We start from the raw sequence: 20,122 nt of genomic DNA, 5'->3' as shown, positions 1-20,122 counted from the left end.
TGTTGCAAGCAGAGGGCCGGGGTCGGCCTGCGTTGGCCTGTGTCTGGCATTGGCAGCCTTGCACGGCAAGGCCCGGCGCGTTCCGGCCGTGACCCCGGCACATGATAAACTCGGCGTTTTGCGCCAATCTATCCATTCCTCGCCCGGCCGCCGGTGCAGCCCGCTTACCAGGGGCGTCAGCCCGGACCCGCGCAGGTGAAAGCAATCGATGATCACGGGCCTTCTCAAGAAAGTCTTCGGCAGCCGCAATGAGCGGCTGATCAAACAATATCGCCGCACGGTGGCGCAGATCAATGCGCTGGAGCCGAAGTTCGAGCAACTCTCGGACGACGAGCTGCGTGGCATGACCGAGACCTTCCGGCAGCGCCACGCCGGCGGCGAGTCGCTTGATGCCCTGCTGCCAGAGGCCTTTGCCGTGTGCCGCGAGGCCAGCAAGCGCGTCATGAAGATGCGCCACTTCGACGTGCAGCTGATCGGCGGCATGGTGCTGAACGACAACAAGATCGCCGAAATGCGCACCGGCGAAGGCAAGACGCTGACCGCGACGCTGGCCGTGTACCTGAACGCCATCACCGGCAAGGGCGTGCACGTGGTGACGGTGAACGACTACCTCGCCCAGCGCGATGCCGAGTGGATGGGCCGGCTGTACAACTTCCTGGGTCTGTCGGTGGGTGTGAACCTGTCGCAGATGGCGCATGACGAGAAGCAGGCGGCGTACAACTCCGACATCACCTACGGCACCAACAACGAGTTCGGCTTCGACTACCTGCGCGACAACATGGTCTACGACCCGTCGCAACGGGTGCAGCGGCCGCTGAACTACGCCATCGTCGATGAAGTGGATTCGATCCTGATCGACGAGGCTCGCACCCCGCTGATCATCTCCGGTCAAGCCGAGAACCAGACCGACCTGTACCAGCGCATGAACGGCATCCCCAAGCTGCTCGAGCGCCAGATCGGCGAGGAAAAGGCCGACGGCACCGGCGTCGAGAAGCCGGGCGATTACTACGTCGACGAGAAGGGCCACCAGGTCTACCTGACCGAAGCCGGCCACGAGAAGGCCGAAGAGATCCTGTCGCAGCAGGGCCTGATCGGTGAAGGCGAGTCGCTGTACGCGCCGCAGAACATCACGCTGATGCACCACCTGTACGCCGCCCTGCGCGCGCACAGCCTGTTCCACCGTGACCAGCACTACGTGGTGCAGAACGACGAAGTCGTGATCGTCGACGAATTCACCGGCCGCCTGATGACCGGCCGCCGCTGGTCCGATGGCCTGCACCAGGCCGTCGAAGCCAAGGAAGGCGTGACCGTCCAGCAAGAGAACCAGACGCTGGCGACCATCACCTTCCAGAATTACTTCCGCATGTACACCAAGCTGGCCGGCATGACCGGTACGGCTGACACCGAAGCGTACGAATTCCAGGAAATCTACGGCCTGGAAGTGGTGGTGATCCCGACCAACCGCCCGGCCCAGCGCAAGGACCAGCAGGACCAGATCTACAAGACCGGCAAGGAGCGCTACGACGCCGTGGTGCGCGATATCCGCGACTGCTACGAGCGTGGCCAGCCGGTGCTGGTGGGCACTACCTCCATCGAGACCTCGGAATACCTGTCGGGCCTGCTCGACCGCGAACAGTTGCCGCACCAGGTGCTTAACGCCAAGCAGCACGCGCGTGAAGCCGAGATCGTGGCGCAGGCCGGTCGTCCCAAGATGATCACCATCGCCACCAACATGGCGGGCCGCGGTACCGACATCGTGTTGGGCGGCAACGTGGAGAAGCAGTCGGGCTTTATCGACGCGGACCCGAACCTGTCCGACGCCGACAAGGCCGCGCGCATCCAGCAGCTCAAGGATGAATGGCAGTCGCTGCACGAGCAGGTCAAGGCTGCCGGCGGCCTGCATATCGTCGGCACCGAGCGCCACGAGTCGCGACGTATCGACAACCAGTTGCGCGGCCGCGCCGGCCGCCAGGGCGACCCGGGTTCGTCGCGCTTCTACCTGTCGCTGGACGACCAGCTGCTGCGCATCTTCGCCGGCGACCGCGTGCGCGCGATCATGGAGCGCCTGAAGATGCCCGAAGGCGAGCCGATCGAAGCCGGCATTGTCACGCGCTCGATCGAATCGGCGCAGCGCAAGGTGGAAGGCCGCAACTTCGACATCCGCAAGCAGCTGCTGCAGTACGACGACGTTGCCAACGACCAGCGCAAGGAAATCTACAAGCTGCGCAACGACGTGCTTGAGGCCAACGACGTCGGCGAGATGGTCACCAACCTGCGCGAGGGCGTGCTGATCGAGCTGTTCCGCGATCACGTGCCGGCCGACACCATGGAAGAGCAGTGGAACATTGCCGGCCTGGAAACGCGCCTGCGCGAGGACTGGGGCATGGAAGTGCCGCTGGCGCAGACCATCGAGGGCGCGCAGAGCATCGAGGATGAAGAGCTGCTCGACCAGATCATGAAGGCGGCAACCGAGCGCTACGACGGCAAGGTCGCGATGGTCGGCCGCGAGTCGTTCGCCGGCTTCGAGCGTTCGGTCATGCTGCAGAGCATCGACACGCACTGGCGCGAGCACCTGGCCGCGCTGGACCACCTGCGCCAGGGCATCCACCTGCGCGGCTATGCGCAGAAGGATCCCAAGCAGGAGTACAAGCGCGAGTCGTTCGAGCTGTTCGCGCGCCTGCTGGACGTGATCAAGGACGAAGTCACCCGCGTCACCTTCAACGTGCAGATCCAGTCGCCGGAAGAACTGGAACAGGCTTCCGAGCAGATCGAGGAAGGCCTGTCGCACCTGGAGAACGTGCAGTACAAGCACGACGAGTTCGCCGAAGGCCGCGAGCCGGTCGAGGAAGCACCGTCGCCGCGCACCGGTGCCGCGATGGCCGCCGCCGAGCTGGCGCTGGCTGGCATGCCCAAGGTCGGCCGCAACGATCCGTGCCCGTGCGGCTCGGGCAAGAAGTTCAAGCAGTGCCACGGCAAGCTCAGCTGAGCTGAGCCGCGCCGGGTACCCGGTATGACGCCGCTTCCGCAGCACGGGGAGTGGCGCAAGAGGAAACGAACATGCCCGCCCTTCGCGGGCATGTTCGTCTGAGACAAGCAAGTCGCGAGCAGGAACATCGAGGAGTCCTACATGCCCGTCAATCTTCCGCTGCCCCAGGCAGAGAACCTGAAATCCGTCGCCGGCGTGGAGCTCGGCTGGGCCGAGGCGGGCATCCGCAAGCCCAACCGCAAGGACGTGCTGGTGGTGCGCGTGGCCGAAGGCAGCACCGTGGCCGGCGTCTTCACCAGCAACCGCTTCTGCGCCGCGCCGGTGCAGGTCTGCCGGGAGCATCTTGCTGCCGTGGACAAGCCGGGCAAGGGCATCCGCGCGCTGGTGGTCAACACCGGCAATGCCAACGCCGGTACCGGCGAGCAGGGTCTGACCAACGCCCGCGCCACCTGCGATGCGCTGGCTGCGCAGCTGGGCATCGATGCCGACCAGGTGCTGCCGTTCTCGACCGGCGTGATCCTCGAGCAGTTGCCGATGGACCGCCTGCTGGCCGGGCTGCCCGCCGCCATCGCCAATGCCAAGGCTGACAACTGGCTGGGTGCGGCGGAAGCGATCATGACCACTGACACGCAGCCCAAGGTCGCGTCGCGCACCGTGCAGATCGACGGCAAGACCGTGACGCTGTCGGGTATCAGCAAGGGCGCCGGCATGATCCGCCCGAACATGGCGACCATGCTGGGCTTTATCGCCATGGACGCCGCGGTGGCGCAGCCGGTGCTGCAGGGGCTGGTGGCGCACGCGGCCGACCACTCGTTCAACAGCATCACCATCGATGGCGATACCTCGACCAACGATTCGTTCGTGCTGATCGCGTCGGGCAAGTCCGGTGCCGCGGTCGACCGTGCCGAAGGCCCGGCCTTTGAAGCGCTGCGCGACGCGGTGACGGGCCTGGCCCAGGAACTGGCGCAGATGATCGTGCGCGACGGCGAAGGCGCGACCAAGCTGATGACCATCCGCGTGGAAGGCGGCAAGGACGTGGCCGAATGCCGCCAGATCGCCTATGCGGTCGCGCATTCGCCGCTGGTCAAGACCGCGTTCTATGCCTCGGACCCCAACCTGGGCCGTATCCTGGCCGCAGTGGGCTACGCCGGCGTCAATGACCTGGACGTCGGCCGCGTCAACCTGTGGCTGGACGATGTCTGGGTCGCCCGCGACGGCGGCCGCAACCCCGACTACCGCGAGGAAGACGGCCAGCGCGTGATGAAGCAGGCCGAGATCACGGTGCGCATCGCGCTGGGCCGTGGCAATGCCGAAGCCACGGTGTGGACCTGCGACCTGTCGCACGACTACGTGTCGATCAACGCCGATTATCGTTCCTGAGCTGCAACTCTCCTGCCCGCGACCGCGGGCAGGGCGCATGAAACATTCCACGCCCTCGCCATGTCCGACCTCGCCGCCCGCCTCGACAACTTCCTCTCCCGCCTCGAACAATGGCTGCCGCCGCAACTGAACGATGCGGACTGGCAGGAGGCGGTAGCGTTCCGCTGGCGCAAGCGCCAGAGCCTGTTCGGCAATATCGGCTACCTGCAGCCGGTGCGCCAGCTGCCGCCGATCCACCTGGACGACCTGAAGAACATCGAGCGCCAGAAAGACGCCATCGTTGCCAATACGCGCCAGTTCGTGAGCAAGCTGCCGGCCAACAACGTGCTGCTGACCGGAGCGCGCGGCACCGGCAAGTCGTCGCTGATCAAGGCTTGCCTGAATGCCTTCGTCAAGGACGGGCTGCGGTTGGTGGAAGTCGACAAGGATGACCTGGGCGACCTCGGCGATATCGTCGAACTGGTCTCGCAGCGCCCCGAGCGCTTCGTCATCTTCTGCGACGACCTGTCGTTCGAGGAGGGCGAATCGGGCTACAAGTCGCTGAAGTCGGCGCTGGACGGCTCTGTCGCGGCGCAGTCGGACAATGTGCTGATCTACGCCACGTCCAACCGCCGGCACCTGCTGCCGGAGTACATGAAGGACAACGAGACCTATCGCCACACCGACGACGGCGAAATCCATCCTGGTGAAGTGGTCGAGGAGAAGATCTCGCTGTCCGAGCGCTTCGGCCTGTGGCTGTCGTTCTACCCGCCCAAGCAGGATGAGTACCTGGCGATCGTGGGCCACTGGCTCAGGCACTTCGGCTGCACGGAAGAGGACATCGCGGCGGCGCGCGGCGACGCGCTGGTGTGGGCGCTGGAGCGCGGCTCGCGCTCGGGCCGGGTGGCGTGGCAGTTCGCGCGCGACTGGGGCGGCAAGCATGGCCAGCCCTATATCGCTGACGTGCCGGGCAACGAAAAGGCATGAGCGCGCCGATGGACAAGCCTGCAGGGACCGCCGGCAACCCGCCGCGCAAGGTCACCGAAGTCGCGGTCGGCGTGCTGGTGCAGCCGGATGGCCGCTTCCTGCTGGCGCAGCGCCCGGCGGGCAAGCCGTACGAAGGCTACTGGGAATTCCCCGGCGGCAAGCTCGAGCCAGGCGAGACCGTGGAAGCCGCGCTCGCCCGCGAGCTGCATGAGGAGCTGGGACTGGATATCACCGCGTGCGAGCGCTGGCATGTGCTCGAGCACGACTACCCGCACGCCTATGTGCGGCTGCATTTCTGCAAGGTCACTGCCTGGCGCGGTGACCCGGTCGGCCGCGAAGGCCAGGCCTTTTCCTGGCAGACGGTGCCCGTGACGGTCGCGCCGCTGTTGCCGGCCACCATTCCGGTGGTCCAATGGCTGGGCGAGGAAGCCTAGGGCTCAGACCCTGGGCCGGCACCTGGCAGGACTGGTCGGTTCGTCGGCCAGCCCGATCTCGGGCATCGGCATCATTGCGGTGATCCTGGTCTCGCTGCTGATCCTGGCGCTCGGCACCGCGGACGGCCTGCTGGATACGCCGGAAGGCGGCAAGTCCGCCATCGCGCTGGCCATCTTCACGACGTCCGCCGTGCTTGCCGTGGACACCGTTGCTGGCGTTGGTGGGCGCAGGTTTTGAAGCGACGGCGCAGTGGCTGGGCCTGGTGGTCTTCGTGCTGGTGTGCCTGGGGTTCTACCGCCGCGTGCTGGCGGCGGCGCACTGAATACAACGGCGAGGCGGGGCTCAGTCGTCCTCATCGCCAGGCAGGTCAGGCGAGGGGGTCTCGCCTGGCTTGCCGCCAATCACGTACTTTTCGGACGCCCAGGCACCGAGATCGATTTGCTTGCAACGCTCGGAACAGAACGGGCGGAATTTGTTGTCGGTCACCCAAGGCACATCGGTGCCACAGGTGGGACATTTGACGACAGCGGGCATGGCTTAAGACGCAGGCTTCAGAAATTACAGAGTTTCAGCAGGAACGGGATATCCGCGTCGACCGAACGGGGCCGTAGGTCACCATCCTGCTGGGTGAAGCGCACCCACAGCATGTACTTGTTGGCGCTCATTTCAGGGATGAAGGCCAGCAGCGAATCATCCAGCCACACCTGCATCAGCTGGTAGCTGCGGCCCGACAGCATCTGCTGGTAGCTGCCGCCGGTGGCGATCACCTTGCCGCTCTGGCCGGCTTCGCGCAGCAGGCGCAGCACGATGGTGGTGCCCATGCGCAGCGACACCAGCGGGCGCGCCCACTTCAGGATATCGGCGCGGCGCTCCTCCGCGGGACGATGCTGCCACGCGTAGTAGGCCGGCAGGTCGAACTCGCAGGTGCCGCCGGGAATGATGGCGCGGCTGCGGATGCTGGTCAGCCACTCGTTGTCGGTCAGCAGCTGCCCGGCCTTGCCCACGGTCTGGTTGAGCAGGGCGATGCCCTGCTCGATTTCGCCGATCACGCTGTCCAGCGCTTCCTGGTCGATCTGGGGGTTGGCGCGCAGCGGCGCCAGCGCCTGGCGCTGGCGTTCCAGTTCCTTGATCAGGTCGGTCTTGAGGTCGGCACGGCCGGCCACCTCAATGATCTCGAACAGCGTAGTCAGCGCGACATGGTGCTGCTGGGGATGATCCTGGCCGAGGAAGTATTCCAGCCGATCGAACAGGTCCTCCAGGCGCAGGAGTGTCCTGATGCGTTCGTTGAAAGGGTATTCGTACAGAATCAAGAGCTATGTCCGTGCAGGGCGCCGGGCGGGCCCCGTGAGATGAGCAGGCCCGGTGCGGAATGTGGCCCGGGGAACGCCGGAAGGGGCTGGGTGGACCGTGTCGGAGTGATCCGCGGTGTCCAATGCCCGCAGTATGCGGCGATTTCCCGGCATGTTCCAGCGCATTCTATGCGAGACCCGGGCCGAGGACAATGTCGGACACGCGTTCGCCGCGTGCCGAATGACCGCGCCCGCGCATCATGCGCCAGCTTCGGGATGGACCTGTCCGGACGCCGACAGTTCGCGGTAATAGCGGTCGAGCCGATCCACCTGTGCCACCAGCGCATCCACCGGGCCGTCGTTGTCGATGACGTCGTCGGCACATGCCAGCCGCGCGCGCCGCGTGGCCTGCCTGGCCATGATCGCCTGCACCTGTTCGCGGCTGAAGCCGTTGCGCGCCATCACTCGCGCCACCTGGGTGGCTTCGGTGCAGTCGACCACCAGCACGCGGCCCACGCGCTCGCGCCATGAGCCGGACTCGACCAGCAGCGGCACCACATAGATCAGGTAAGGATGTTCGCCGGCGTCGCGGACTGCTTGGGCATGCTCGTTGGTCAGCGCGCGGATCAGCGGATGGGTGATGCCTTCGAGGCGCGCCTTGGCGGCCGGGTCGGCGAACACCAGCGCGCGCATCGCGTCGCGATCCATGGCGCCGTCAGCGCGCAGGCATTCAGGCCCAAAGGCTTCGACCAGCGCCGGGATGGCGCGCCCGCCCGGGGCTGTGATCTGGTGGGCGAGCAGGTCGGTGTCGACGATCGCGGCGCCGCGCGCGGCGAACATGTCGGCCACGCGGGTCTTGCCGCTGCCGATGCCGCCGGTCAGTCCGATTTCCAGCATGTGGGGATGCCGTGAAGGCCAGTTGTCGATGTTGCCGTCACGATACCAGCTTCAAGGCAGCAAGGTCAGCGGCAGCACGCCGGGACCGAACACCAGCACCACCAGCCCGGCCAGCGCGATGAAGGGGCCGAAGGGGAAGGGCGTGTCGCGATCCTGCCGGCGCAGCGCGATGCTGGCCAGCCCGAACGCCACGCCGGCCACCGACGACAGCAGCACCAGCGCCGGCAGTGCCTGCCAGCCGAACCACGCTCCAAGGGCCGCCATCAGCTTGAAATCGCCGAAACCCATGCCTTCCTTGCCGCGCACCAGCCGGAACAGCCAGTACGCCGTCCACAGCACCAGGTAGCCGGCGGCGGCGCCGATGACAGCGTCGGCCAGTGGCACGAACCACCCGCCCAGGTTCAGCACCAGTCCCAGCCACAGCAGCGGCAGCGTGATCTGGTCCGGCAGCAACTGGGTGTCGGCATCGATCAGGGTCAGCGCCAGCAGTGCCCAGACCAGCACCAGCGCCGCCAACGCCTGCGCGCCAGGGCCGAAGCGCCACGCCACCAGCGCGCTCAGCACGCCGCAGGCCAGTTCCACCAGCGGATAGCGCATGCTGATCCGTGTCTTGCAGGCCGAGCAGCGCCCGCGCAGCGCCAGCCAGCTCAGCACCGGCACGTTTTCCCAGGGCGCGATCGCGTGGCCGCAATGCGGACAGGCCGAGCGTGGCACCATCAGGTTGTAGCGGGCGGGGTAAGGCAGCGGGTCGCCGCGCAGCTCGGCGATATAGTTGGCTTCGTCGCGCTCCATCATGCGCGGCAGCCGGTGGATCACCACATTGAGGAAACTGCCCACCACCAGGCCCAGCACGGCCGTCACCGCCACCATGAAGGCAGGCGGCAGCGCCGCCAGCGCCTGCAGCAATTGCCCGCTACCGGCGGGAAACGGCGAAACGGAATACGCCAGCGCCATCGCTTACACCACCTGTCCCAGCTTGAAGATCGGCAGGTACATCGCCACCACCATGCCGCCGATCAGCACGCCCAGCACCACGATGATGATCGGCTCGATCAGGCTGGAGATGGCGGCCACGGCGTCGTCGACCTCGCGCTCGTAGAATTCGGCCACCTTCAGCAGCATGTTGTCGAGCGCGCCGGACTCTTCACCGATCTGCGTCATCTGCAGCACCATGTTGTCGAACACGTGGGTGGCCTGCATGGCGTTGGTCAGGCTGGTACCGATGCGCACCGATTGTTCGATCTCGCGCGTGGCGTCGTAGTAGACCCAGTTGCCGGCGGCGCCCGCCACCGACTCCATCGATTCCACCAGCGGCGTACCGGCGGCGAACATGGTCGCCAGCGTACGCGTCCAGCGCGCGATCACCGCCTTGCGGAACAGGCTGCCGAAAATCGGCAGCTTCAGCAGTGCGCGGTCGGACCAGCGCTGCACTTTCTCTGACTTCTTGCGCGCCCGCAGGTAGAACGTGATGCCGGCCACCGGCGCACCGATGACCAGGTACCAGTACTGCACGAAAAAGTCCGAGATGGCGATTACCAGCAGCGTCGGCGCGGGCAGGTTGGCGCCGAAGCTGGAGAACACGCCCTTGAACGCCGGGATCACGAACAGCATCAGGATCACGGTGACGGCGAAGGCCACGGTCAGCACCGCGATCGGGTAGATCATCGCCGACTTGATCTGGCCCTTCAGCGCGATGGTCTTTTCCATGTAGAGCGACAGGCGCTCCAGCAGCGCATCCAGGATACCGCCCTGTTCGCCGGCATCGATCAGGTTGCAGTAGAGCGTGTCGAAGTACTTGGGCTGCCGCCGGAACGCCGCCGCCATGCTGCTGCCCGATTCGATATCGAAGCGGATCTCGGAGAGCAACTGCGTGAAGTTGGGATTGGCGTGCCCGCGCGCGATGATGTCGATCGACTGCAGCAGCGGAATCCCCGCCTTCAGCATGGTCGACAGCTGCCGGGTGAAATAGGCGATGTCCTTCTCGGTGATCTTGCGCCCGCGCGCGGCCTTGCGCTTCTTGAGCTTGACGATGGTCAGGCCCTGCTTGCGCAGCGTGGCGGTGACCTCGGCCTGGTTCTCCGCGCGCAGTTCGCCGGTGAAGGTCTTGCCTTTGCGGTCCTTGCCTTCCCATTCGAAGATGTACTGGGTGGGGGCCTTGCGCCCCTTACCTGATTTCGCCCGCGACGGTGTTGCCGTCCGGGCGCCCGCCGCTGGTGCGCGCGTCGCCATGTTGTTGACCCCCGGTGTAAATGACGTTTCTGGTACGTCTTGTATTTACGTTGTTTTTGCGTCGTTTTTGCGTCGTGACTGGACTGCCTTGCTACGTATTCGTGGTCGCCAGCACCTCTTCGAGTGATGTTACGCCCTGCCTGACCTTCAGCAGCCCAGCCTCGCGCAACGATAGCACGCCGTCCTTGCGCGCCTGCTCGGCGATCTGCAGGGCGGTGCCGTGCGACAGGATGATCTGCTGCATCGCCTCGGTGATCGGCATGACCTGGTAAATGCCGCAGCGGCCTTTGTAGCCGCTGCCGTTGCAGCGCTCGCAACCGACCGGGTGGTAGGGCTGCCAGCTGCCGTCCAGGTCCTGTTCGCGGAAGCCCGCATCCCGCAGCGTCTCGCGCGGCAGCTCGCCGGGGCGCTTGCAGGTGCACAGCCGCCGCGCCAGCCGCTGCGCGGTGATCATCAGCACGCTGGAGGCGATATTGAACGGCGCCACGCCCATGTTCATCAGCCGCGTCAGCGTGGTGGGCGCGTCGTTGGTGTGCAGCGTCGAGAGCACCAGGTGGCCGGTCTGCGCGGCCTTGATCGAGATATCGGCGGTTTCCAGGTCACGGATTTCGCCGACCATGATGATGTCCGGATCCTGCCGCAGGAACGAGCGCAGCGCCGCGGCGAAGGTCAGGCCGGCCTTGTCGTTGACGTTGACCTGGTTGATGCCGGGCAGCTGGATTTCAGCCGGATCCTCGGCGGTCGAGATATTGATGTCGCCCTGGTTCAGCAGGTTCAGGAAGGTGTACAGCGACACCGTCTTGCCGCTGCCGGTGGGGCCTGTCACCAGTACCATGCCGTACGGGCGCTTGATCACGTCCAGCAGCAGCGCCTTCTGCTGCGGTTCGTAGCCGAGCTGGTCGATGTCGAGCTTGTCGCTCGACGATTCCAGGATCCGCATCACGATCTTCTCGCCGAACAGCGTCGGCAGCGTCGAGACGCGGAAATCGACGGCCTTCTCGACCGTTTCCTTGACGTCCTTGTCCTTGGGATCCTTCGCGTCCTTGCTGTCCTTGTTGTCCTTGTTGTCCTTGTTGTCCTTCGGCAGCGCGATCAGCAGCTTCATGCGCCCGTCCTGCGGCACGCGCTTTTCAGAAATATCCAGCCGGGACAGCACCTTGATGCGCGTGGCGATCTTGTCGCGGATATCCAGCGGCGGCCTTGCCACCTCCTGCAGCACGCCGTCCACGCGGAAGCGGATCCGGTAGAAGGTCTCGAACGGCTCGAAATGCAGGTCGGACGCGCCGCGGTGGAAGGCTTCGGTCAGCAGCTTCTGCAGGAAGCGCACCACGGGGGCGTCATCGATGGCATCGGCGGCAGTGCGGTTGCGCTGCGCGCTGGCGGCCGCCACCGGGTCGTACTCGATCATCTTGCGCTCGGTCTGCACCGGCGAGATGTTCTTCAGTGTGCCCAGCGCCTCGCCGGCGGAGCGCACGTGCTTCATCAGCTTGTCGTGCTCGACCACCACCGCTTCGACCGGCAGCTTGTACTTTTCCTTGATCGCGTCCAGCCCGGCCTGGTTGGACGGATCGGACATTGCCAGCACCAGCCGGTTCTCGCGCCGGCCCAGCGGCAGCAGGCGGTGCGCATGGAATTCCCGGTTGCCCGCCAAGCCCGGCGGCACCTTGGTCAGGTTGTACTGGTTCAGGTCCAGCAGCGGCAGCTGGTATTTGTCCGCCGCGAACAGCGCGAGGTCGTGCGCGCTCATGGTGCCGCTACCGACGATCTCGTCGATCAACTGGGACTGCTTTTCACGGGCGGCCTGCTCCAGCTGAGCAAGCAGGGCGGGCGCGATACGCCGGCTCTGGGTCAGGGCAAGACCGAGTGTCATGACAGGTGCGCAGTGGTTGGGCAGTGGCCGCCCGCCAGGGATGGACGAGACGGTTCCACGTCTTGGGATCGGGCCAGTTTGCCGCTGGGGTCACTTTTTGTAAAGGCGACGGCGGGACGTGTTGGCGTTTGCGCGACACGGGCGCAACCCTACTTGCGCGGGGGCAGGATAGCCGTGAGGAATTGCTGATCTGAAAGATAAAAAGCCGAATCAACTTTCGTTGATTCGGCTTTTTAAATCTGGTCGGGGTGAGAGGATTCGAACCTCCGGCCTCTACGTCCCGAACGTAGCGCTCTACCAGGCTAAGCTACACCCCGATTTGTTTTTGCCTACCGGCGCTGGGCGTCAGCAGCAAAGAAGATAACTATAACAGCGTTTTTGCTGAAATGGAAGAGGGGCGGAGAATCCCTTAAGACTGCCGTTGCAGCGAGAACGCGCAGAGCTGGATCAGCGTTTCCTTCAGTGAGGAATCCGGGAACTGCTGTGCGGCCCGCTCGGCGGCTTCCGCTTCCTGGCGCGCGGCCTCGAAGGTGACCTCGAGCGCGCCGCTGGCGTGGATCGCCGCGAAGACCGCGTCGAAGTGCTCGGTGCCGCCCTGCACGATGGCGTCGCGCGCCAGCTGGCGCTGCTCCGCGGTGCCGTGCTCCAGCAGGTGCAGCAGCGGCAGCGTGGGTTTGCCTTCGCGCAGGTCGTCGCCGGCGTTCTTGCCCATCTGCTCCGCGCTGGCGGTGTAGTCCAGCATGTCGTCGATCAGCTGGAAGGCGGTGCCGATGCGGCGGCCGTATTCGGCGGCGGCTTCTTCCATCTGTGCGTCGGCGCCGGCCAGCACCGCGCCCAACTGGGCGGCGGCCTCGAACAGCTTGGCGGTCTTGTAGCGGATCACCTGCAGGTAGCGCTCGACGGTGACCTCGGGGTCGTGCATGTTCAGCAGCTGAAGCACCTCGCCCTCGGCGATCACGTTGGTCGCGTTGGACAGGATTTCCATGATGCGCATGCTGCCGGCATCGACCATCATCTGGAACGCGCGCGAGTAGAGGAAGTCGCCGACCAGCACGCTGGCGGCATTGCCGAACACCGCGTTGGCGGTGTCGCGGCCGCGGCGCAGCTCGGATTCATCGACGACGTCGTCGTGCAGCAGCGTGGCGGTGTGGATGAACTCCACGACGGCGGCCAGCTCGTGGTGCCGGTTGCCGTCATAGCCCAGCGCGCGCGCCGTCAGCAGCAGGATCACCGGGCGCAGGCGCTTGCCGCCGGCACCGATGATGTATTCACCGATCTGTTCGATCAGGGGGACTTCTGAAGACAGCCGCTGGCGGATGACAGCATCAACCGCGCGCATGTCTGCAGCGACCGGGGCAAGCAAGGCAGTGGCGGAAGGCTGGGACAAGATGATCACCGTTACGCAAAACCGGACGATTATATGCGATGCACGCGGCGTTCTACGCATGCCCCGCATTCTTGCCGGGCGGCGGCTCAGGGTATGCGCGCAGCCCGTCGGCGACCGGCGTCACTATAATGCGGACATGGACAAGCCCGTATCCCGTCGTCAGCTGCGCCGCACCGCGTGGTGGGTGGCGTTTGCCGCACTGGCGGGATTCCTCCTCGCCGATCTCACCTGACGCAGCGACAGCCGGATTGTGCCGGTGGCGCCGCTCACAGGCTATGTGCCTGTTTTCTTTGCGGTTTTCCCTGATCTCGTTTACAATTCCCGGTTTCCTCCGGTAGTCGCTCGCCTTGCGGGTCAGTGCCGGCGGGAGATAACCGGGGCCGCATCGCGCGGATTCGGCGTTTTATTCACATCCGAGAGGTTCGACAATGTACGCGGTCGTAAAAACCGGCGGCAAGCAATACAAGGTTGCTGCTGGCGAAAAACTGAAAGTAGAACAGATACCGGCAGACATTGGCGCAGAAATCACGCTCGACCAGGTGCTCGCAGTGGGCGCCGGCGACCAAATCAAGTTTGGTACGCCGCTGGTTAGCGGGGCTTCCGTCAAAGCTACCGTTATCTCCCAAGGTCGTCACGACAAGGTGAAGATCTTCAAGATGCGCCGTCGCAAGCACTACCAGAAGCGTCAGGGCCATCGTCAGAATTACACCGAACTGCGCATCGAAGCGATCGTTGCCTGATCGATCGAGCGTAACCCGGTAAAGCGACAGGAGTAAGACATGGCACAGAAAAAAGGCGGCGGTTCCACGCGGAACGGCCGTGATTCCGAATCGAAGCGTCTGGGCGTGAAGGTGTTTGGTGGCCAGGCCATCAACGCCGGCGGCATCATCATCCGCCAACGCGGTACCCGCGTGCATGCCGGCGACAACGTCGGCGTGGGCAAGGACCACACGCTGTTCGCCCTGGTTGACGGCCACGTGCAGTTCGCCGTCAAGGGCCCTGCCAAGAAGCAGCAAGTCAGCGTCGTTCCGGCGGCCTGATAACAGCCTTTGCAGGATGAAAGGCCCCGCAACGCTTGCGGGGCTTTTTCTTTTCTGGCGACAATAACATTTGGCCAGTCAGGATGATGCGGCGTCTTGCCGCACGTCGCGCTGAGCCTGCCGGTCCCGCGGACCCGCCAATCCATCACGGAAAACCCATCATGAAGTTCATCGACGAAGCCCGAATCGAAGCCATCGCCGGCAACGGCGGCAATGGCAGCGCCTCGTTCCGGCGCGAGAAGTTTGTGCCCTTCGGCGGCCCGGATGGTGGCGACGGCGGTCGGGGCGGCAGCGTGTTCGCGCAGGCGGACCGCAATATCAATACCCTGATCGACTTCCGCTACGCCAAAAAGCACGTGGCCAGGAACGGCGAAAACGGCCGTGGCTCCGACTGCTACGGCGCTGCCGGCGAAGACATCACGCTGCGCATGCCGGTCGGCACGCTGATCACCGACATGGACAGCGGCGAGGTCATCGCCGACCTGACCGAGCACGGCCAGCGCGTGTGCCTGGCCGAAGGCGGCATGGGCGGCTGGGGCAACCTGCATTTCAAGTCCAGTACCAACCGCGCGCCGCGCCAGCAGGTGGACGGCAGGCCGGGCGAGCGCCGCATGCTCAGGCTCGAGCTGAAGGTGCTGGCCGACGTCGGTCTGCTGGGCATGCCCAATGCCGGCAAGTCGACGTTTATTTCGCATATTTCCAACGCGCGCCCCAAGGTGGCGGACTATCCGTTCACCACGCTGCATCCCAACCTGGGCGTGGTGCGCGTGGACCATGAGCAGTCGTTCGTGGTCGCCGACATTCCCGGCCTGATCGAAGGCGCCGCCGAGGGTGCGGGCCTGGGCCACCAGTTCCTGCGCCACCTGCAGCGCACCGGCCTGCTGCTGCATATTGTCGACCTGGCGCCGTTCGACGAGGCGGTCGACCCGGTCGCCGAGGCCAAGGCCATCGTCAACGAGCTGAAGAAGTACGACGAGACCTTGTACGACAAGCCGCGCTGGCTGGTGCTGAACAAGCTCGACGTGGTGCCCGATGAAGAGCGCGCCACGAAGGTGAAGGACTTCCTCAAGCGCTACAAGTGGAAGGGTCCGGTGTTCCAGATCTCGGCGCTGACCGGCGAAGGTTGCCGCGAGCTGATCTACGCGATCAAGGACCATCTGGCGGCGATCAAGGCCGAAGAGGCCGCGGCGCTGGCCGAACCGGACATCCGGCTCGACGATCGGCTGCATAACGTCGACCAGGACGAGCGCGAGGCATAAACAAAACCAACGGTCTGAAACGAATTCCGGAGACAGGATTCCGCCATGCAATCGGTCATCGCGCAGGCAAAGCGCATCGTCGTCAAAGTCGGCTCCAGCCTGGTCACCAACGATGGCAAGGGACTGGATTACGACGCCATCGCCCGCTGGGCATCGCAGATCGCCAGGCTGCGCGTGGCGGGCAAGGAAGTGGTGCTGGTCAGCTCCGGCGCCATCGCCGAAGGCATGCAGCGCCTGGGCTGGGTGCGCCGGCCGAAGGAAATCCACGAGTTGCAGGCGGCTGCGGCCGTCGGCCAGATGGGCCTGGCGCAGGTCTACGAGAGCCAGTTCACGCGCTACGGCATCCGCACCGCGCAAGTGCTGCTGACCCACGCCGACCTGGCCGACCGCGAGCGCTACCTGAACGCGCGTTCCACGCTGCTGACGCTGCTGTCGCTCGGCGTGGTGCCGATCATCAACGAGAACGACACCGTGGTCACCGACGAAATCAAGTTCGGCGACAACGACACGCTCGGCGCACTGGTGACGAACCTGATCGAGGGCGACGCGCTGGTGATCCTGACCGACCAGCGCGGCCTGTACACCGCCGATCCGCGCAAGAACCCGGCGGCTCAGTTCGTCGACGAGGCCATGGCCGGTACGCCCGAGCTGGAAGCGATGGCCGGCGGCGCTGGCACGTCGATCGGGCGCGGCGGCATGCTGACCAAGATCCTGGCGGCCAAGCGCGCCGCCAAGTCCGGCGCGCACACCACCATCGCCTCCGGGCGCGAGGCCAACGTGCTGGAGCGCCTGGCAGCGGGCGAGGGCATCGGCACCCAGCTGCTGGCGCCGACTGGCCGCCTGACCGCGCGCAAGCAATGGATGGCCGACCACCTGCAGCTGCGCGGGCGCGTGGTGATCGACAACGGCGCGGTCGAAAAGCTGACCGGCGGCGGCAAGTCGCTGCTGCCGATCGGCGTGGTGGAAGTGCAGGGCGAATTCGCCCGCGGCGAGGTGATCGCCTGCGTCGACCCGAAGGGCAAGGAAGTGGCGCGCGGCATCACCAACTATTCCAGCGCGGAAGCGCGACTGATCGCGCGCAAGCCTTCGTCCGAGATCGAATCGGTGCTCGGCCACCTGAACGAGCCCGAGCTGATCCACCGCGACAACCTCGTGCTGGTCTGATCGGCTACGGGAACGGCCAAAGAAAAACGGCGGAACTGCCAGGCAGTCCCGCCGTTTTTTTATCCCGATGCCGCCCGCTTCAGCGCCGGCTGGGCGCCCGCGATTGCAGTTCGCGCACCATGTCTTCCGGCTTGCCGGCCACCGTGCGGCCTTCGCAGAAGAACTCGATGGCCAGCGTGGCCGCATAGGCGTTGCGCACGCCGGCTTCCATGCGGTGCCAGGTCTCGCCGTAGCCGCTGGTGTTGGGCACCCACTCGGTGGCCCCCTTGGGCAGCGTGGCGTAGAGCTTGCGCTCGAAGGCATCGCAGCGCATGCCTTCGAAAGTCACGTTGCGGGCGCCGCTCTGGCTGGTGGTGACCACGGTGTAGCGCACCACGTTGTCCTTGCCGACCGAGACCGACTTGCTGTCCACAGCAAACGACAACGTTCCGGTGCCGGATACCGAGAACGGCACCAGGTTGGCATCCTGCGGCGGCGCCGGCAGCATCGCCTTGGCTTCCTCGAAGGTCTTGGGCGCGAAGGGATTGAGCCAGGTACTTTCTTCTTCCGCCATTTCCTTGCCGGTGGTCTTGCAGCCCGCCAGCGCCAGCGTGGCGGCGGCAAGCAGCAATCCGGCAGCGGTCAGGCCGCCGCGGCGGCCCGGGCCGGTGCAACTAGTCATCAGTACTCCGTGAGTTGGTAACCGGCGCAGCCGGCGAAACAGTCTCTTGCGCTGCCGCGTTGCCGACTTCGGCACCGGCAGTATTTGCCGGCTGGCCGGCGACCACGGGTGGAATGCCGCGATGTACGCCGCCATGGCGGCCGTGCGCATGCGTGCCATAGGGGCTGAGCGGCACGCGCGGATGCCGGTTCAGGAAGCGCGACAACTCCGTCAGCGCCATCTGGTAGACATCGCGCTTGAACTCGATCACCGCATCCAGCGGCACCCAGTAGTGGCTCCAGCGCCAGGCGTCGAACTCCGGATGGTCGGTTGCCCGAAGATGAATGTCGCAGTCCCTGCCCGCCATGCGGAGCAGGAACCAGATTTGTTTCTGGCCCCTGTAATGGCCGCGGATTTCGCGGCGGATGAACTTGTCCGGCACCTCGTAACGCAGCCAGTCGCGTGTGCGACCTACGATCCTGACGTGCTCCGGAAGCAGGCCGGTTTCCTCATGCAGTTCGCGGTACATGGCCTGTTCCGGCGTCTCGCCGTACTTGATGCCACCCTGCGGAAACTGCCAGGAGTGTTCGCCGATTCGCTTGCCCCAGAAAACCTCGTTGCGTGCGTTGAGGAGGATGATGCCGACGTTCGGGCGAAAGCCTTCACGATCGAGCATGACTGCACCTCGAATCCTTTAGAATTACGCTGATTATAAAGGAAGCGCGCAGCTGGGCTCTTGTGGGGGGATGGTGGTTTTCCCCGAGCAGAAGGGCAGTTTCAGGCGCGTGCGCGACAAATCAGTGCCGCCGCTCCCGGAATTGGCCGGGCCGGCGTTGCGGCCTCGAGAGAAAGCTACGGATGAAAGCCTCGCAATTCTTCATTTCCACCCTCAAGGAAGCGCCCGCCGACGCGGAAATCGTGTCGCACAAACTGATGATGCGCGCCGGCATGATCAAGAAGCTGGGCGCAGGCATCTACAGCTACATGCCGATCGGGCTGCGCGTGATCCGCAAGGTAGAGAACATTGTGCGCGAGGAAATGAACCGCGCCGGCGCGGTGGAGCTGGCCATGCCGGTGATCCAGCCGGCCGAGCTGTGGCAGGAGACCGGCCGCTGGGACAAGATGGGCCCCGAACTGCTGCGCCTGAAGGATCGCCACGAACGCGACTTCGCCGTGCAGCCCACCTCGGAAGAGGTGGTGACCGACATCGCCCGCAGCGAGATCCGCAGCTACAAGCAGCTGCCGCTCAATTTCTACCAGATCCAGACCAAGTTCCGCGACGAGCGCCGGCCGCGCTTCGGCATCATGCGCGGGCGCGAGTTCACCATGAAGGACGCCTACTCCTTCGACCGCGACACCGACGGCCTGCGCAAGTCGTACGAGAACATGTACGACGCCTATGTGCGCATCTTCCGCCGCTTCGGGCTGGAATTCCGCGCCGTGGCCGCCGACAACGGCGCCATCGGCGGCTCGGGCTCGCATGAATTCCACGTGATCGCCGACACCGGCGAAGACGCCATCGTCTACTGCCCGACCTCGGACTACGCCGCCAACATGGAGGCCGCCGAGGCGCTGCCGCTGGTGGCCGAGCGCGCCGCACCGAAGGAAGACCTGGTCAAGACCTTCACGCCTGAGAAGGTCAAGTGCGAGCAGGTGGCGGAATTCCTGAACATTCCGCTGGAGCGCAACGTCAAGTCGATCGTGCTGGCCACGGACACTGAAGCCGGCGCCCAGATCTGGCTGCTGCTGATCCGCGCCGACCATGAGCTGAACGAGGTCAAGGCGTCCAAGGTGCCGGGGCTGGCCGAGTTCCGCTTTGCCACCGAGAACGAGATCGTCGACGCCTTCGGCTCGCCCCCGGGCTACCTCGGTCCGATCGACATGAAGAAGCCGGTCAAGGTGGTGGCCGACCGCACCGTCGCCAACATGAGCGACTTTGTCTGCGGCGCCAACTACCGCGACTACCACTTCACCGGCGTCAACTGGGGCCGCGACCTGCCCGAGCCGATCGTCGCCGACCTGCGCAACGTGGTCGCGGGCGATGCCTCGCCGGACGGCCAGGGCAAGCTGGAAATCTGCCGCGGCATCGAGGTGGGCCACGTGTTCATGCTGGGAACGCGTTACTCGGAATCAATGAACGCCACCTTCCTGGACGAGAACGGCAAGACCCAGCCGATGCAGATGGGCTGCTACGGCATTGGCGTCACCCGCATCCTGGGCGCCGCGATCGAGCAGAATTTCGACGAGCGCGGCATCATCTGGCCGGCCGCGATCGCGCCGTTCGAGGTGGTGATCTGCCCGGTGGGCTACGACCGCTCCGAAGCCGTGAAGGCCGAGGCCGACCGCATCCACGCCGAACTGCTGGCCGCCGGCGTTGACGTCATCATCGACAACCGCGGCGAGCGCCCGGGCGTGATGTTCGCCGACTGGGAACTGATCGGCGTGCCGCACCGCGTGGTGGTGGGCGACCGCGGCCTGAAGGAAGGCAAGGTCGAGTACCAGGCCCGGCGTGACGCACAGGCCACCCCCGTCAGTGTGGCCGACGTGGTCAGCCACGTGCGCAGCCAGCTGGCGAACTGA

19 protein-coding genes, 1 tRNA gene and 1 pseudogene are annotated in these 20,122 nt (G+C 65.4%); 11 read left to right on the top strand and 10 right to left on the bottom strand.

What is annotated here, in order from left to right:
• The first annotated feature begins 208 nt into the window (after positions 1–208).
• The 5 genes and pseudogenes from secA to LPA45_RS15220 all read left to right on the top strand — a co-directional run.
• The gene (gene secA, locus LPA45_RS15240) at positions 209–2,986 is read left to right on the top strand and encodes a preprotein translocase subunit SecA (protein WP_116318224.1); all 2,778 of its coding nucleotides are present in this window, start codon (positions 209–211) and stop codon (positions 2,984–2,986) included.
• A 141-nt stretch (positions 2,987–3,127) separates the two neighbouring features.
• Entirely contained in the window at positions 3,128–4,366 is a 1,239-nt protein-coding gene (argJ, locus tag LPA45_RS15235) for a bifunctional glutamate N-acetyltransferase/amino-acid acetyltransferase ArgJ (protein WP_367394628.1), read from the top strand.
• Positions 4,367–4,426: 60 nt separating this feature from the next.
• The gene (locus tag LPA45_RS15230; RefSeq protein WP_116318222.1) at positions 4,427–5,332 is read left to right on the top strand and encodes an ATP-binding protein; all 906 of its coding nucleotides are present in this window, start codon (positions 4,427–4,429) and stop codon (positions 5,330–5,332) included.
• A complete protein-coding gene (locus LPA45_RS15225) occupies positions 5,329–5,766 on the top strand; it encodes an NUDIX domain-containing protein (RefSeq protein WP_116318221.1) in 438 nt (145 codons plus the stop codon). Before LPA45_RS15230 ends, LPA45_RS15225 begins: the two co-directional genes overlap by 4 nt.
• A gap of 19 nt (positions 5,767–5,785) precedes the next feature.
• Positions 5,786–5,980, top strand: a pseudogene (locus LPA45_RS15220) (hypothetical protein); the annotation flags it as partial.
• 129 nt (positions 5,981–6,109) lie between these two features.
• Here LPA45_RS15220 and LPA45_RS15215 read toward each other — a convergent pair.
• The 8 genes from LPA45_RS15215 to ispB all read right to left on the bottom strand — a co-directional run bounded on the left by LPA45_RS15215 (position 6,110) and on the right by ispB (position 13,391).
• Positions 6,110–6,301, bottom strand: a complete 192-nt coding sequence (locus LPA45_RS15215) for a DNA gyrase inhibitor YacG (protein WP_116318220.1) — start codon at positions 6,299–6,301, stop codon at positions 6,110–6,112.
• Between the two features lie 17 nt (positions 6,302–6,318).
• Positions 6,319–7,077 carry a cell division protein ZapD gene (gene zapD, locus LPA45_RS15210; RefSeq protein WP_116318219.1) on the bottom strand — a complete coding sequence of 253 codons (759 nt, stop codon included), beginning with the start codon at positions 7,075–7,077 and terminating at the stop codon, positions 6,319–6,321.
• 237 nt (positions 7,078–7,314) lie between these two features.
• Positions 7,315–7,953, bottom strand: coding sequence for a dephospho-CoA kinase (gene coaE, locus LPA45_RS15205; RefSeq protein WP_367394627.1), 639 nt, complete (start codon positions 7,951–7,953; stop codon positions 7,315–7,317).
• A 51-nt stretch (positions 7,954–8,004) separates the two neighbouring features.
• Entirely contained in the window at positions 8,005–8,907 is a 903-nt protein-coding gene (locus LPA45_RS15200) for an A24 family peptidase (RefSeq protein ID WP_367394626.1), read from the bottom strand.
• A 3-nt stretch (positions 8,908–8,910) separates the two neighbouring features.
• A complete protein-coding gene (locus LPA45_RS15195) occupies positions 8,911–10,182 on the bottom strand; it encodes a type II secretion system F family protein (RefSeq protein WP_367394625.1) in 1,272 nt (423 codons plus the stop codon).
• Positions 10,183–10,273: 91 nt separating this feature from the next.
• Complete coding sequence (locus LPA45_RS15190) at positions 10,274–12,052, bottom strand: ATPase, T2SS/T4P/T4SS family (protein WP_367394624.1); 1,779 nt, start codon at positions 12,050–12,052, stop codon at positions 10,274–10,276.
• 240 nt (positions 12,053–12,292) lie between these two features.
• Positions 12,293–12,369: transfer RNA gene (locus LPA45_RS15185), tRNA-Pro, on the bottom strand.
• 92 nt (positions 12,370–12,461) lie between these two features.
• Positions 12,462–13,391: an octaprenyl diphosphate synthase gene (gene ispB, locus LPA45_RS15180; protein ID WP_367394623.1), complete on the bottom strand. Its 930-nt coding sequence runs from the start codon at positions 13,389–13,391 to the stop codon at positions 12,462–12,464.
• Between ispB and LPA45_RS15175 the strand changes: the two genes are divergently transcribed.
• From LPA45_RS15175 to proB, 5 genes are all read left to right on the top strand, one after another.
• Positions 13,390–13,671 carry a hypothetical protein gene (locus tag LPA45_RS15175; protein ID WP_116318213.1) on the top strand — a complete coding sequence of 94 codons (282 nt, stop codon included), beginning with the start codon at positions 13,390–13,392 and terminating at the stop codon, positions 13,669–13,671. The two genes, ispB and LPA45_RS15175, sit on opposite strands and share 2 nt — an antisense overlap.
• 196 nt (positions 13,672–13,867) lie before the next feature.
• The gene (rplU, locus tag LPA45_RS15170) at positions 13,868–14,179 is read left to right on the top strand and encodes a 50S ribosomal protein L21 (RefSeq protein WP_006576525.1); all 312 of its coding nucleotides are present in this window, start codon (positions 13,868–13,870) and stop codon (positions 14,177–14,179) included.
• A 39-nt stretch (positions 14,180–14,218) separates the two neighbouring features.
• On the top strand, positions 14,219–14,479 hold the full coding sequence (gene rpmA, locus LPA45_RS15165) for a 50S ribosomal protein L27 (protein ID WP_010814747.1): 261 nt from the start codon (positions 14,219–14,221) through the stop codon (positions 14,477–14,479).
• Positions 14,480–14,640: 161 nt separating this feature from the next.
• Entirely contained in the window at positions 14,641–15,738 is a 1,098-nt protein-coding gene (obgE, locus tag LPA45_RS15160; protein WP_116318212.1) for a GTPase ObgE, read from the top strand.
• Between the two features lie 45 nt (positions 15,739–15,783).
• Entirely contained in the window at positions 15,784–16,902 is a 1,119-nt protein-coding gene (proB, locus tag LPA45_RS15155) for a glutamate 5-kinase (protein ID WP_116318211.1), read from the top strand.
• 79 nt (positions 16,903–16,981) lie between these two features.
• Here the strand turns inward: proB and LPA45_RS15150 are convergent, their stop codons facing one another.
• Together LPA45_RS15150 and LPA45_RS15145 are read right to left on the bottom strand one after the other, a co-directional pair.
• On the bottom strand, positions 16,982–17,563 hold the full coding sequence (locus LPA45_RS15150; protein WP_116318210.1) for a CNP1-like family protein: 582 nt from the start codon (positions 17,561–17,563) through the stop codon (positions 16,982–16,984).
• The gene (locus LPA45_RS15145) at positions 17,556–18,218 is read right to left on the bottom strand and encodes an RNA pyrophosphohydrolase (RefSeq protein WP_116318209.1); all 663 of its coding nucleotides are present in this window, start codon (positions 18,216–18,218) and stop codon (positions 17,556–17,558) included. The genes LPA45_RS15150 and LPA45_RS15145 overlap by 8 nt, the downstream gene beginning before the upstream one ends.
• A 182-nt stretch (positions 18,219–18,400) precedes the next feature.
• Here LPA45_RS15145 and LPA45_RS15140 point away from each other — a divergent pair, with 182 nt between their 5' ends.
• The gene (locus LPA45_RS15140) at positions 18,401–20,122 is read left to right on the top strand and encodes a proline--tRNA ligase (protein WP_116318208.1); all 1,722 of its coding nucleotides are present in this window, start codon (positions 18,401–18,403) and stop codon (positions 20,120–20,122) included.

Source organism: Cupriavidus sp. Agwp_2, from assembly GCF_040784895.1.
GTDB lineage: Bacteria > Pseudomonadota > Gammaproteobacteria > Burkholderiales > Burkholderiaceae > Cupriavidus.
Note: the sequence above shows the minus strand (reverse complement) of the source record. Positions and strands in the feature narration are given on the sequence as shown.

Coding starts and splice junctions, on each gene's coding strand:
- secA (WP_116318224.1), top strand. CDS start 209: ATGATCACGGGCCTTCTCAAGAAAGTCTTCGGCAGCCGCAATGAGCGG.
- ispB (WP_367394623.1), bottom strand. CDS start 13,391: ATGCGCGCGGTTGATGCTGTCATCCGCCAGCGGCTGTCTTCAGAAGTC.
- rpmA (WP_010814747.1), top strand. CDS start 14,219: ATGGCACAGAAAAAAGGCGGCGGTTCCACGCGGAACGGCCGTGATTCC.
- proB (WP_116318211.1), top strand. CDS start 15,784: ATGCAATCGGTCATCGCGCAGGCAAAGCGCATCGTCGTCAAAGTCGGC.
- LPA45_RS15140 (WP_116318208.1), top strand. CDS start 18,401: ATGAAAGCCTCGCAATTCTTCATTTCCACCCTCAAGGAAGCGCCCGCC.
- coaE (WP_367394627.1), bottom strand. CDS start 7,953: ATGCTGGAAATCGGACTGACCGGCGGCATCGGCAGCGGCAAGACCCGC.
- obgE (WP_116318212.1), top strand. CDS start 14,641: ATGAAGTTCATCGACGAAGCCCGAATCGAAGCCATCGCCGGCAACGGC.
- LPA45_RS15215 (WP_116318220.1), bottom strand. CDS start 6,301: ATGCCCGCTGTCGTCAAATGTCCCACCTGTGGCACCGATGTGCCTTGG.
- LPA45_RS15145 (WP_116318209.1), bottom strand. CDS start 18,218: ATGCTCGATCGTGAAGGCTTTCGCCCGAACGTCGGCATCATCCTCCTC.
- rplU (WP_006576525.1), top strand. CDS start 13,868: ATGTACGCGGTCGTAAAAACCGGCGGCAAGCAATACAAGGTTGCTGCT.
- LPA45_RS15150 (WP_116318210.1), bottom strand. CDS start 17,563: ATGACTAGTTGCACCGGCCCGGGCCGCCGCGGCGGCCTGACCGCTGCC.
- argJ (WP_367394628.1), top strand. CDS start 3,128: ATGCCCGTCAATCTTCCGCTGCCCCAGGCAGAGAACCTGAAATCCGTC.
- LPA45_RS15195 (WP_367394625.1), bottom strand. CDS start 10,182: ATGGCGACGCGCGCACCAGCGGCGGGCGCCCGGACGGCAACACCGTCG.
- LPA45_RS15225 (WP_116318221.1), top strand. CDS start 5,329: ATGAGCGCGCCGATGGACAAGCCTGCAGGGACCGCCGGCAACCCGCCG.
- LPA45_RS15190 (WP_367394624.1), bottom strand. CDS start 12,052: ATGACACTCGGTCTTGCCCTGACCCAGAGCCGGCGTATCGCGCCCGCC.
- LPA45_RS15175 (WP_116318213.1), top strand. CDS start 13,390: ATGTCTGCAGCGACCGGGGCAAGCAAGGCAGTGGCGGAAGGCTGGGAC.
- LPA45_RS15200 (WP_367394626.1), bottom strand. CDS start 8,907: ATGGCGCTGGCGTATTCCGTTTCGCCGTTTCCCGCCGGTAGCGGGCAA.
- LPA45_RS15230 (WP_116318222.1), top strand. CDS start 4,427: ATGTCCGACCTCGCCGCCCGCCTCGACAACTTCCTCTCCCGCCTCGAA.